Source organism: Moorena bouillonii PNG (assembly GCF_001942495.1).
GTDB lineage: Bacteria > Cyanobacteriota > Cyanobacteriia > Cyanobacteriales > Coleofasciculaceae > Moorena > Moorena bouillonii.
The window spans coordinates 4,584,814-4,597,838 of record NZ_MKZS01000001.1; the positions used below are offsets into that span (position 1 = coordinate 4,584,814).

General features: G+C 43.2%; 9 protein-coding genes. 7 read left to right on the forward strand and 2 right to left on the reverse strand.

Features of this window, described 5'->3' with window-relative positions; translation table 11 throughout:
• Positions 1-42 precede the first annotated feature (42 nt).
• The gene (locus BJP37_RS18605; protein ID WP_075900948.1) at positions 43-627 is read left to right on the forward strand and encodes an acyltransferase; all 585 of its coding nucleotides are present in this window, start codon (positions 43-45) and stop codon (positions 625-627) included.
• 160 nt (positions 628-787) lie between these two features.
• On the opposite strand, the gene BJP37_RS18610 is transcribed toward BJP37_RS18605, so the two are convergent.
• Entirely contained in the window at positions 788-1,501 is a 714-nt protein-coding gene (locus BJP37_RS18610) for a ComF family protein (RefSeq protein WP_075900950.1), read from the reverse strand.
• A 233-nt stretch (positions 1,502-1,734) separates the two neighbouring features.
• Here BJP37_RS18610 and BJP37_RS18615 point away from each other — a divergent pair, with 233 nt between their 5' ends.
• Complete coding sequence (locus BJP37_RS18615; protein WP_229415361.1) at positions 1,735-4,383, forward strand: putative PEP-binding protein; 2,649 nt, start codon at positions 1,735-1,737, stop codon at positions 4,381-4,383.
• Positions 4,384-4,495: 112 nt separating this feature from the next.
• On the opposite strand, the gene BJP37_RS18620 is transcribed toward BJP37_RS18615, so the two are convergent.
• The gene (locus BJP37_RS18620) at positions 4,496-5,767 is read right to left on the reverse strand and encodes a glycosyltransferase family 4 protein (RefSeq protein ID WP_075900952.1); all 1,272 of its coding nucleotides are present in this window, start codon (positions 5,765-5,767) and stop codon (positions 4,496-4,498) included.
• A gap of 1,903 nt (positions 5,768-7,670) precedes the next feature.
• Here BJP37_RS18620 and BJP37_RS39515 point away from each other — a divergent pair.
• From BJP37_RS39515 to BJP37_RS18640, 5 genes are all read left to right on the forward strand, one after another.
• Entirely contained in the window at positions 7,671-7,829 is a 159-nt protein-coding gene (locus tag BJP37_RS39515; RefSeq protein WP_158069656.1) for a hypothetical protein, read from the forward strand.
• A gap of 232 nt (positions 7,830-8,061) precedes the next feature.
• Positions 8,062-9,231, forward strand: coding sequence for a DegT/DnrJ/EryC1/StrS family aminotransferase (locus BJP37_RS18625; RefSeq protein ID WP_075900954.1), 1,170 nt, complete (start codon positions 8,062-8,064; stop codon positions 9,229-9,231).
• 3 nt (positions 9,232-9,234) lie between these two features.
• Entirely contained in the window at positions 9,235-10,134 is a 900-nt protein-coding gene (gene crtB, locus BJP37_RS18630) for a cyanoexosortase B (RefSeq protein WP_075900956.1), read from the forward strand.
• 122 nt (positions 10,135-10,256) lie between these two features.
• Positions 10,257-11,084 (forward strand): cyanoexosortase B system-associated protein, encoded by an 828-nt coding sequence (locus BJP37_RS18635; RefSeq protein WP_075900958.1) that lies wholly within the window; start codon positions 10,257-10,259, stop codon positions 11,082-11,084.
• A 202-nt stretch (positions 11,085-11,286) separates the two neighbouring features.
• On the forward strand, positions 11,287-12,699 hold the full coding sequence (locus BJP37_RS18640; RefSeq protein WP_075900960.1) for a polysaccharide biosynthesis/export family protein: 1,413 nt from the start codon (positions 11,287-11,289) through the stop codon (positions 12,697-12,699).
• The last annotated feature ends 326 nt before the right edge of the window (positions 12,700-13,025 follow it).

The window sequence follows — 13,025 nt, forward strand, 5'->3', positions numbered from 1 at the left end:
GTTGACAAAGTACTAGTTCTTTTGATTCACCAATTTCGTGTCATGCAGCAGATTAATCACCCATTTCTCAAATTTCTCGCTAATCTTTATTTTGAGGCTAAGCGTTTATACTATCAGTTTCGATACCCCAATCTAACCCTTGCCAAAGGAGTGCAGATCAAAGGCTCTCTTAAGGTAGCAGGTAGTGTTAAGGTAGTGATTGGCTCAGGTTCTCGCTTGGGTAAAGAGGTATTTATCTATGGTTCTGGTGAGGTCAATATTGGTTCAAATGTACTACTTAATGGGTCTTGTATAGGTTGCGAGTGCTCAATTACTGTGGGAGATGAATGTCTAATTTCTGACTGCTTTCTTGCTGATAGCGATTACCATAACCTACAACCCCATTTGCGTCACTGTCCTCCAGGACCAAAGGTTTCAGCTGAGATTGTGATTGAGCGAAATGTCTGGATTGGAGCTAGAGCTACGGTGATGAAAGGGGTACACATTGGGGAAAATAGTGTAGTAGGTTTAGGCAGCGTGGTTCGTAAGTCTGTCCCTCCCGGCGTGGTAGTTATTGGGAATCCCCAGCAAATTGTGAAGCATTTCAAACCAGTAAGTACTGAGCAGTTAGTACTTACTGCTCAGTAAGACTCTGTGACTGAGAACTTTGGTACTGTCAGGCTTTCTTGTTTCTAGAGCATTGCTTCAGTAATCAAATTTGACGGAAAATCTATAAATTTTAATCACCCGATCACCCTATTATCCCATCACCCGATCACCCCATCATCAACTGACCAACATGTTGTCATTACTTTACCGATGGTATAGATGTTGCGATCGCCTTTGGCGCGGCTACGCCGATCGCAACTGACCCATGTACGGTTATTCCATGCTTTCTCAGGGTAGTGGTGGCTGATTGGACTGTAGCTCCGCTAGTGTAGATATCATCTAGGATTAGTACGGGTGAGGTGCTATGATGTCTGAGAAAGTGTTTACCAATAATAAAGGCATCTGCTAAGTTTTGCGCTCGCTCTTGGACAGATAAACTAAACTGAGGTTGAGTTGCCCGGACTCTTTCTAAACCCAGTGGTGCTTGTTTGTAACCAGTTAATTCACAAAAACTTTGGGCAATCAGCTCTGCCTGGTTGTAACCTCTTTGTTGCTGTTTTGTAGGGTGCATGGGAATGGGAACTACTATTAATTTTTGCTTTTGGCTAGGGGTGGCTGAGGATTTTAACCAAGCTTTACCCAGCCAATGGCCCAAGGGATGTGCTAGCTGGGGTTGGTTTTCATATTTCAGGGCAGCGAGTACTCGTTTTAATGGACCACCGTAATTGCCCCAGACAAATAGTGGGAGATTTTGATTACATAAAAATTGATTTTTGTCAAGTTGGCAGCGGAGTAACTGCTGCTCGCAATAATCACACAATTCATCAGTGGCAGGGCGCTCACATAGGGGACAGTTCGATTTCAGAAAAAGACTTAATAGACCCTTTTTAAGGGTCTCAATTCCCTGTAACATAATTTTGGGGATTTATTTGGCATTATATTTCTCAAGATGCCAAGACTGACAATGAGAATCCCTCAGTATTTTTACCGTTTTCTGCCTCTAAGACCGTGATGCAAAGCACAGGAAGGATTAATCATATCATGTCCAGTTGACTACTTATCATTCTTGGTTGAGACTCAATTTTTAATTAACGATTTATGTGAATAGGACGTGATTAATGGTAAGAGATATGATGCCTTCGAGATATGATGCCAAAATCCCGGAGCAATAACAGGATTAGGCGGCGATTTGTGGATAATCTTTACTCTCTTGATCTGATTCAACCTTCAGAGTATCCCTTCGTGGGCAATGAAGCCTTTAACTTAAGTCAGCTCTTGCAACGGGATTATCCGGTTGTACCTGGCTTTGTGGTGAGTGCAAAGGCATTGTGGGAATTTATCGCAATTATAGGTGAGTCTGAACCCCTGTTAGCTGATTTACCTTCTTCTTATCTTTACGTAGATGTAGACAATCCTCGCCAGCTACAGCAAGTGGCTCAGCAAATTCGTCACAAAATTCAAGGGGCGACTTTAGCTTCGGTGTTGGCATCAACCCTATCGGAAATATCAGAAACTACACTCGCCCCAGCAGCAATTTTTCACCCTTCCTTATCCATGACATCACCAAGGTCGGGAATGGAAGAGGATACTGGGGAAACTGGAGTGGCAAGATTAGATCAACCCCAGATTTTTTCAACCTTACCAGATAAAATTTTGGGATCCTATATTTGCCCTAGGCAACCACTAGCAATGGAAGTGTCTTTAAAACAGGTTTGGGCAGAACTATTTCGCGCTAGAAGTCTATTTTACTGGCAACGGCATAGTATTGGTCTCCAGCAGCTCAATTTGGGAGTCTTGATACAACCAATGTGGGATGCGATCGCTTCTGGTACACTCCAGATTAACCAAGGTGAGGGTTACATCCAAGCGACTTGGGGGTTAGGTACTGCATTGGCGAAGGGGGAAGTAGTGCCAGATTATTACCAAATTGAGATCGAAACTGGTATTGTTCTAGCCTCACGACTGGGTCGTAAAACCCGTGCCTATGGATTGTGTCTGGAACCAGACTCATTATCACGAACTGAGAACACTGTGCAAGCCTATCTACTCAGTGAGGAGCAACAAAAACAGTACACCCTAAAGGATAAATACCTCCAAGAACTAATTACTATCAGCCAGCGTCTAGTGGCTGATATTAGTCCTACCTTTTCTCTAGAGTGGACACTATGGCAAACCTCAGAAAACTCAGAACCAGAGTTACAAATTACGAAATTTAGTCCTCAAACTGGGCAAAAGTGGGATGCTAGCCAGTTGAGGGTTGAACCGTCACATCATGCTTCCAAACTAGCTTACTCTGTTGGTTCTACTACTTCCTACGGCCAGCTGTTTACGTCTGTACAAGTGGGTAGCCGACCCAATGTGCTTGAAGCCTCATCGGACTCCATTGGGAGCAACTTTAGTGAACACACTGTCAACCCATCCATCACGCCTATGCTTGTGAGAGGATTACCCGCAGCACCAGGAAGAGTTACAGCCACTGCTCATGTGATATCGGGTGAGGGCAAAAACGTCTCAGCAATTGTATCTGGTAGAATTTTGGTTGCCCAAAGTGTTTCTCCTGACTGGCTACCTGGGCTCAAGCACGTAGCCGCTATTATTACTGAACAAGGAGGGATAACTAGTCATGCTGGGATTATTGCTAGAGAACTTGGTATTCCCTGTGTTGTGGGTGCGGCTGGTATTACCCAAATCATAGAAACTGGCGAGTCTCTACTCGTGGATGGGGGACAGGGGGAAGTTTATCGGCTAGGAACAAAGCAAGGGTTTCCGGTTGAAAAGTTGCATGGCTCAGGATTCAGAAAAAGGGAAGCAAAAGTCAATTTTCAACCTTCTAACTTTCAAAATACTTTCCCCATTGCTACTCAATTATTGGTTAATCTTAGCCAGCCGGACTCCCTAGAAAAAATTGTGGGTTTGCCAGTGGATGGAGTGGGGTTATTGCGTTCAGAAGTGATGATGTTGGAGATTTTGAATAATCTGCACCCCAGTCAGTGGCACAGACAGGGCCATGAGCGTGAGTTGGTAGAACGCTTGGCTCAGTTAATTGTTCAATTTACGGTTACCTTGGCACCACGTCCTGTATTTTATCGCTCCACGGATTGGCGCTCCCATGAATTTCCATCCCTGAGTGGGGATCACCTGGTAACGGAAGCAGAAGTTAACCCGATGCTTGGTCTACGTGGCACTCGTCGCTATCTGAGTGACCCAGCTAGCTTTGATTTGGAACTGGCAGCTTTACAGGAGGTTTATGCTTACGGCTGCAGGAATTTACGGCTGATTTTGCCCTTTGTACGTACTGTGGAAGAGTTTACCTTTTGCCGCCGTCGGGTAGAACAGGTAGGACTTACTGATAATCCTGATTTTCAACTTTGGATTATGGCAGAAGTGCCATCTGTGTTGTTTCTGCTACCAGACTATGTTAAGGCAGGTGTTCAAGGAATTTCTATTGGTACTAATGATTTGACGCAACTTTTACTAGGAGCTGATCGGGAACAGAGGCAGTTGGAAACACTGATGGCAGGGTGCCATCCAGTGGTCAAACAAGCAATTCAGCAATTAATCGAAATGGCAAAAGAAGCTGGTATTCCTTGCTCAATTTGTGGTCAAGCTACGGTTCAGGATCCGGAATTGATTGATCTGTTGGTGCAGTGGGGAATTACTTCGATTTCTGTTGATGTTAAAGATGTGGAAGCGACTTACCAGGCAATTACCCGTGCTGAGCAACGTTTACTCTTGGACGCAGCACGAAATAAGTCAAAAGGCTTGGGTGTAAAAGGCAAAGGGGAAAACATCTAAATATATGGAAGTTCTAAATTGGGTTATGATATCCAGTCCGGTAGTATCGGTGAAAATTACCACGTACCACGGGACAGGATCTGATTTGGTGTATCTGCTCTGACCTAGGTTATCAATCTGAAAACTGCTGTAATTCAATCAGTGAATTATGGTTAGGTTTCTTAGTAATTTGAGTTAATAGTGCTTCATAGGAGTTGAGAGCGTTTTGATAGGCGAAGTGCTTCAGAGCAAATTTTCTACCTTGTTGACCTAGAGATACCCCCTGCTCAGGATTTTCATACAATTCGACAATTGCAGATGCTAAAGCCTGGGACTGTTGTGGTGGTACCACTACACCACCACCACTTTGTCGAACAACTCGCGCTGCAGTTCCATTCAAAGGCACAGAAGCAATGATCGGTCGTCCGCAAGCCAATAGCACTTGAATTTTTGAGGGCATATTAAAGGAAACAACGTTACGCTTTTGCACAACTAAACCTATATCTGCTGCTGCCAACATTTCTGGTAACTTCTCTCGGGGTTGGAAAGGTAAAAGCTTGATATTACTAGCATTGCAAGTCTGACAGTCTTGCTGTAGCTGCTGTAGAGCCTTAGATTCTCCAACAATGACGAAGACAATTTCTGGAATATGCCTGACCAGATTAGCCGCCTTCACTACTGTTTCGAGTCCCTGAGTCAAGGCAATATTACCGGAATAGAGTACTACAAACTTGCCATCAAGATGGTAAGCAGTGCGAAAGGAATTGCCTTCTTTGGGTAAGGGACGGATAAAATTAACATTCGCCCAGTTGGGGATACAGGTAATTTTGTCTAATGGTACTCCTTTACTTACTAAATTGTCAACGAATCCCTCAGAAATAACAGTGATTGTATGAGCACTGTGGTAGGCAAACTTCTCTAAAGCTTCAAAGATACGGATAGCTAGTTTGTTTCTAATTAGACCAACCTGTACAGCAGCTTCTGGCAAAATATCCTGTAAATTCAGTAATACTGGGCAGTTGTACAACCAACCAAGTAAAGCAGCTGGCACACTAACCGGCAGCGACGGTACTGTCAGTAGAATCACATCAGGTCGCCAGCCCCGGAAAGCCTGAATCAAACTGGTCACGACGAAGCTACCATCTAGTAGTATCCGTGTCACTACACCAGGCTTTGGTCGAATCCAGACATAGGAGCGTTGAATTATTACTCCCTTTCTTTCTTCAGTCAGATAGTACTTGCCTTGATATTTATCATAGATAGAGCGCTGGGGATAGTTGGGCATACTAGTGAGGACTCGTACTTCATGTCCTGCCTTGACCAAACCTTCTGCCAGTTCCGTCATTAATGGGGCAATGCCTATCGGTTCAGGATGATAATTATAGGAGTAGATTAATATGCGCATGAATGTTATTGGTAGAGCGAGTAGTCTGTCAAGTTAACCTTTGACAGGTGGACAAGCGATGCATCGCTTTTTACAATTCCTACACGAAACACCTATATCTAGTTAGTTATATCTATCAGTTACTTAGCAACTGGTGTCTAATTATCCTAGATACTTTAGTGTTTGAATTTTCACCTTTAAGAGAAAAATTTTCACTTTACTAATTCAAAGAGTTTGGTTTAACTTTCGACGTTATAGCCTTGATGACTAGATAGTCAATCTGCTTTGTCTGTTGATGCTTATGGACTGAAGCAACAGCGAATATACCAAAAGCTATTAATCTCAATAGAGCAGTAGGTTAGACAGACGTGCTTAGGCGCTATTCTCTCTAAGAATACAGACAGAAAAACTAAATTAATCTGACCTTTTGTAGTAGGCAATAATTAGTCCTAACACTTAGGGTAGCTCCTGCTGAGCATTCCATTTTATTGGTTCTATTCATATAGCTATCAAAACTATCAGACTCACTGGTTGGACTCCTCATACCATCTTAGCAATCGTCAATTTTATAATATACCTGGGAGGGTACCTTTTTGATTTTTGATTACAACTCTACTAACAATCCCCTTAAATAAAGATGGTTATTCAAGCTTTTTTTAAAAAAACATTAAACGCAATTTATAAAATTATTATCCAGATAATAATTTTATAAATTAAATGCCATTATTCTCCCTAGAGAATAAACCAGATAAACCTCTAATTTAAATAGCTCCATAAATTCCACTACTGCTGTAATCTTAGATAGTTCTTTAAGTGTTGATTTTTGCATAAGAAATCTCTTGATCAAGGCAGATAATTAATAGATAGCTAAGCTTTATAGGTCTCTATTATTTTAGATAACGCTAATGGTGTTGCTGGTTTTATCAAAACTATCTATATAGTAGAATAGTATCTATTTTATAGATGAAGTTTATAAATGAGTCGTGAACGTAAAACTAGCTGAAAGTATTATTTCAAAAGGGTGCTTTGTTCATAACTCAAATGGAAACGCCATAGGACTATACAAAATATTGGGTTCAGCCATGTTACTATGCCCCACTACCTGTTTTTATAAAGTAACTACGGGAAAGCTTATCAAAAACAGCTGTTAATTTTCAATTATATAATTTTAAAGATTGTGTGAATCAAATGTGAAACTATAGACTTATTATAACACTCTATGGGGAAATCTGAAATCCTTACCTAGCTAGGAGCTAGTTTTGGGAAATATTACTGGATTAATAAGCTATAGACTTTATAAGCTGTTGAGGAAAAAATGAGCACGGATTCTTTGAATGCTTTTGCCCTGCTCTAACGGTGTTTGAAAATTAACAGTGTTGCCGAATTACCTCCAAACTTCAGCAAAGCGATGCAGCGTGGTCTTGGGGAGCCAATGCGGTCTTGGGGGGAACCCCCATGAGCAACTGGCATGGAAACCCCCACTCGCGCTTTGCATGGCTGACAGGGGGTTATAAACCTGGATTTGGAATCAGGCTATCAAGGAAAGGGCTCTCCTAACTATCTTGACTTAAGTGGTTAGCCCAAAATAAAAAATCAGTAAAGACTTTGTGAAGAAATTTGTGAATAAATGGTAAAGAAAAGGGGGAGATAAGACCCAGTAAGGCTTACAAAAATAAGCGATCGCAACAGCACGGTGCTTAGTCCAACGTTACCGCAGGGGATACTCACCACACTCCGTACTCAGCATTCCTTCAGTACTAAGTTTGGTAAACCAGAGGAATTCAGAACCCTAAAATCTTACCCAATTACCCCTAAAGTAAAGGAAAAGCCCACTTTTGGGTAAGATGTTTGATGGTTTTTGGTGATGATGTGTGATGCCGCGATGGTTTTGGGAACGCTGTAATTGTAATCAAGAACGGTAGGGATGGGTAAACCGGGGATGGGACAATGGCGGACAAACAAAACTCTTAAGCTTAGACCTGATTGGCTGATCGCTTTATTTATAGCACTACGCATTCAGATGTTTGACATTCCTAAACTCCGAAACGTAAGTAATCGCTTACTTCTGACTTCTGACTTCTGACTTCTGACGCTAAGCGTAGCGCTATATATACCATTTTCCGAGAGTCAGTGAACTTCTGCTATGGTCAAAGCCCCAATTCCTCACTCCTACCAGTGGCTCAAACTTTACCAAATCTTGACAGTTATAGCGTGTTAACTCATGTAGATTCAACATACATTCAAGAAGAGAATAATGATGTGAATCTGTGCTGTTAATACCCATACAGTGTACTATCAATTCCTATACAAAATAGATGAGTTACCAAGTTCCGGTCAAAGTTCCCTTCGTTTCACTAGCTCAACAACACGGACCTATTCAAACCGAGCTAGAGCAGGCAATTCAAGCTGTAGTGCAGCAGGGAGATTTTGTTCTCGGTAAAGCCTTGATCAATTTTGAGACAGCATTTGCGGCTGCTTGTGGTGTCGAATACGGTATCGGAGTGGGATCTGGGACCGATGCGATCGCACTCGGATTACAAGCCTGTGGCATTAGTGCTGGGGATGAAGTGATTTGTCCTGCTAACACCTTTATCGCTACAGTGATGGGGATCATAGCTGCTGGTGCTACGCCAATTTTGGTGGATTGTAACCCCCGTACTGCCCTAATTGATCTCAATAGTGCCAAACAAGCAATTACAGCCAAAACCAAGGCAATTGTCCCTGTGCACCTTTACGGTCAGATGGTATCTCCGAGTGAGTTAATGGCATTTGCTGATGCCCACAACTTACTAATTTTTGAAGATGCAGCACAAGCTCACTTAGCAAAGCGAGAGGATTATTATGCTGGTTCTGTGGGCAAGGCGGCAGCATTTAGTTTCTACCCGAGTAAAAACTTGGGTGCCTTTGGTAACGGTGGCATGGTAATCACTAATGATGCTACGGTGGCAGAAAAAGTGCGATCGCTTCGCAATTACGGAGCACCTCGCAAATATTTTCATACCGACATCGGCAAAAATAGCCGTTTAGACACGTTACAAGCTGCTATCCTCAATGTCAAACTGCCTTATTTGACTGGGTGGAACCAGTCACGCTACTGGGCAGCTGCGCAGTACGACAATCTACTCAAGGCTTTGGAAGGTCAGGGGATTGTGCCCATAGAAAACCACAGCGGGCCAGGTCATGTCTACCACCTTTATGTGATTCGGGTGGGTAAACAATGTCCCTTTAACCGAGAGAGCATCCAGGATGCTCTGGCCTCAGTGGGAATTCAAACCGGTATTCATTATCCAATCCCTTGCCATCTCCAGCCAGCTTACAAGTACTTGGGATATCAAGCCGGTGACTTTCCCCATGCCGAAGCTCTGTGCAATGAGATTTTATCTCTACCAATTTATCCCAACTTGAGCAAGGAGCAGATTGAGCAGGTTGTTGATGGGTTAGCTAATTTATTAGGCATCCTTGAGCCATTAGTTATTAATCATTAAACTATGCAAATTGGACGCAAAATTCCTATTGCCATTGATCGCTATCTACTGGACGGTTTGATCATCGCTTTGCTAGTCATTATTTATGGTCCTGTGCTGATGCATTGGTATGATGGCTGGCTGAATAAAAGTATCAGCATTACCCATGAATACTTTAGCCATGGTTTGATTGGGCTACCGTTTGCTGCCAATATTGTGTGGACGAACCGACGACGGTGGCATAATCTTACTGATACAGCGCATCCCTTTGGTGTAGTGTTACTGATGATTGGAGCAGTAAGCTATCTTAGCGGTCAATCAGAACTGGTAAATTTATCGTTTCCAATGGTTTTAGCTGGTATGAGCCTATGGTTAAAAGGGATTGGTGGCTTTAAGCTACAAAGTTTTCCTTTGCTGCTAGTGGCTTTGGCAACTCCAACAGCAGTTCCCTATTTGATTGAACCTTATATCTTGCCCCTACAACGCTTTATTGCTGCCATGGCTGCCTTTATTCTGACTCAGTTTGGGATGAATGTCAGACTCGAAGGGATTAACTTGTTCGTAAGTGACCGAATTGTGGAGGTAGCGCCCCACTGTGCTGGTCTTAAGATGTTATTTACTTGCCTGTATGTGAGTTTGATGTTGCTTTACTGGAGCGGTGCTATTGAGTCACGTCTAAAGACTATTTGGCTGTTATCCGGTGCGCTGGTTATCAGTGTTAGTGCTAATATTGTCCGCAATAGTGTGCTTACGTTTTTCCATGGCAGTGGGCAAGATAAGGCATTTCATTGGCTGCATGAAAGCTGGGGCGGCGACCTGTATTCAGCGATGATGTTAGTGATGCTGGTTCTATTAATGAAGTTGATTGAAAAATACTTCCCTTCAGACCCCAACTTGACTCCGTTGGCTAACCATCAAGATTAAACATTATAGTTTTTAATTGGGTGAGGTACACAATTTTGGTATTTTAGGGAACAGGGAATAGGGAACAAAGAATAGGGAAAAAAATATGTGTACCTCAGAAATCCGATAAAGGCTAGAGAATCATGAAATCAGTAAGTTTAATTAAGTTAATTAAGCCCTGGCAAATCTCCAGGGGAGTCTTACTGGTGTTGCTGTTAGTCTTGGTAATAATCGGAGCAGTACCAGGTTACTTGACAGGAAACTGGCCTTGGGCAAAACTGCCACCAGTGACTAACCTCCAACAGATAAAAGTTATCCGCAAGACGGGAATAGAACTATCTGACTGGCAAACTGTTGAGCAACAAACCATAAGGATTGGCGGCCATAAATGGTCTTTGCAGTTCATAGAGCAGGATCAGCAAAAACCAGTGTGGTTATTTTTGCTTCCCCAAAATGGTCCTAAATCCCAGCCACAGGTAGAATGGGAAGATCTTAGCGGATTTATGAGACAACGATTGGGACAATGGAAGACGGATTCTTATAGTCAAATCAAGTTTGTGGTCAACGGATCTGATGTTGAGGAGAAGACCGAGGCTGATCCGACCATCACAACCCAGCCCAAAAGCTACCCCAAAAGTGTGGTTAACGCCCGTTTCTTTCGTGGGTGGAATCAGCGGCAAACCTTCGCTATAGTACAATGGTATGCCTGGCCAGAGGGTGGTAATCCTGCTCCTAGCCGTTGGTTCTGGGCTGATCAATTGGCTCAGTTACACCGGAAACGGGTGCCTTGGGTTGCGGTGAATATCCAAATTCCCATAGAACCTTTGGGTGATCTTGAAAATTTTAGGCCAATAGCCGAATCTCTCAGTAAAATGGTTCAAACTGCTTTGATGAGCGATCCTTTTGCGGAGCAAGCTAGTAGTATTGAAAGTATTAAGGATCAAGGCTCAAAGATGAAGGCTCAAGCATGAAGGATGAAGGCTCAAGGATGAGGAATCAAGGATCAAGGGTGAAATGGGTTTATTGCTGGAACACTTAGGGTTGACTAAAACGTTTATCGACAACTAGAAGTTAAACGTCAGAGTTGCCTCTTCAGACTTACCTCTTCAGACTTTCTACTTCCCACTTCAGACTTGAGATTTCAGACTTGAGATGATAAGTGACCATTGGAAAATGACAACTGACACCCACAGGTTTGGTAACCAAGTTCTGAATTTATCTTTATTTGGGGGTACCGTATTATTATGGCTGGTTAGTTCTGGAGTTTGGGTCAGCCCTGGTTTGGCTAAGCTTGTCGGAAATTTACCGACATCGGTGCAAAATCTTGGCGATGGGATTAGCGATCGCGCTCAGTTGCCTACGTTTAGTTCCATGGAACGGGAAACAAGGGAAACTGTTGAATCAGGGGAAAGGGAAAGGACTGAACTGGAAACCTCTGAAACCACGCCTGAGACAACCCCTGAGACAACCCCTGAGGTAACCCCTGAGGCAACCCCTGAGGCAACCCCTGAGACCATAGAGGTAACGGAAACGTTGCCACCTCCACCACCGTTGAGCAACCCTGAACCGGTCTCAGAGGAGAATCGATTAGAACAGTTGGAGGAAATGTTACCTCCTTTGGGCTACCCAGAGACTCTGTCACAGGTGAGTCCATCTGATGAATTTAATCTCCACTACCTAGGGCGAGAAGATGTAATCGCAGTGAGTGTGACAAATTTTCCGAATCTGGCTTTTCAAAGTGCTATTGATTCTGACGGAAATATTGTGGTACCGCTGTTCGGTAAGCTACGAGTGGTGGGACTTACTCTAGAGGCGGCTCAAGATGTAATTCAAAATGTCTTAAATGAATTTGTGATTGATCCTGAAGTAGTTGTGAGCCTACTGAGTACACCACAGGTTCAGATTACGGTGAGTGGTGAGGTGTTTCGACCAGGCTATTACCCCCTGCCACCAGGAACTCAACCGAATCAAGCCCTTACTGCTGCGGGTGGTACGACTACGATTGCTGATTTGCGGACTATTTTGATTCGTCGTAAGTCGGTGGTGAATAATTCCATCATTGAGCGAGAAATTGATTTGCTGACACCGCTGCAAAATGGGACAACTCCATCGGAATTGAACCTCCGGGATGGGGATGCTATTATTGTGCGAAAGTTGGAGGTGGGTAATACTACCGATTATGATCGGCAGCTGGTAGCTCGTTCTAACCTAGCTCAACAACAAATCAGCGTTCGAGTGTTGAGCTATCCTAATGGCACAATTGGTAACTTGACATTAGCTAATGGTAGTACGTTTATTGATGCCTTAACAGCAATTTCTCCTAACCCAGATAATGCTGATTTGGATAGCATTGCCTTAATTCGTTTTGATCCAGAACAGGGCAAAGCAGTTACTCAAAAGCTAGACGGGGAAAAGCTACTAAAGGGTGATGTTTCCCAAAATGTGCCACTTCAAGATGAAGATGTGATCGTGGTTGGTCGAAGTCTTATTGCTAAGATTTCTGCTGCTCTGAGTATAGTGACTCGACCCTTCAACGATTTTCTGGGATTCCGGAGGTTTTTTGAGGAAATACCAGACCTGTTTTGATCAGCTAAGGGTATGACGGGAGCAGAAATCGATGGAAGCTCTGCCCTAGGGGGTTAGCTTTTCCATCGACAGCACAAAAATCTCCGGATACCTTAATGAATGGACAGAAAACTCCACTACCTGTCTCGGTTTGTAACTGGTGCTCCGAGTCCCTGTTGACTAAGCGGTAAAAATAGAAATAGGCTACAGGATTTTTCGATCACAAAAATCAAAAAACGCGGAATCCCCGTCTTTTTAAAGCGGGGAGGAAGCGTAATAGCGCGCTTTTAGCCGTCAACTATAATTAAAGAAGACTGAAATAGGCAAAGGCACTCTTAACTTCAGAG

Excerpts from the sequence above, each read along its gene's own strand:
- BJP37_RS18605 (WP_075900948.1), top strand. The coding sequence starts at position 43 with ATGCAGCAGATTAATCACCCATTTCTCAAATTTCTCGCTAATCTTTAT.
- BJP37_RS18610 (WP_075900950.1), bottom strand. The coding sequence starts at position 1,501 with ATGTTACAGGGAATTGAGACCCTTAAAAAGGGTCTATTAAGTCTTTTT.
- BJP37_RS18615 (WP_229415361.1), top strand. The coding sequence starts at position 1,735 with ATGATGCCAAAATCCCGGAGCAATAACAGGATTAGGCGGCGATTTGTG.
- BJP37_RS18620 (WP_075900952.1), bottom strand. The coding sequence starts at position 5,767 with ATGCGCATATTAATCTACTCCTATAATTATCATCCTGAACCGATAGGC.
- BJP37_RS39515 (WP_158069656.1), top strand. The coding sequence starts at position 7,671 with ATGGGTAAACCGGGGATGGGACAATGGCGGACAAACAAAACTCTTAAG.
- BJP37_RS18625 (WP_075900954.1), top strand. The coding sequence starts at position 8,062 with ATGAGTTACCAAGTTCCGGTCAAAGTTCCCTTCGTTTCACTAGCTCAA.
- crtB (WP_075900956.1), top strand. The coding sequence starts at position 9,235 with ATGCAAATTGGACGCAAAATTCCTATTGCCATTGATCGCTATCTACTG.
- BJP37_RS18635 (WP_075900958.1), top strand. The coding sequence starts at position 10,257 with ATGAAATCAGTAAGTTTAATTAAGTTAATTAAGCCCTGGCAAATCTCC.
- BJP37_RS18640 (WP_075900960.1), top strand. The coding sequence starts at position 11,287 with ATGACAACTGACACCCACAGGTTTGGTAACCAAGTTCTGAATTTATCT.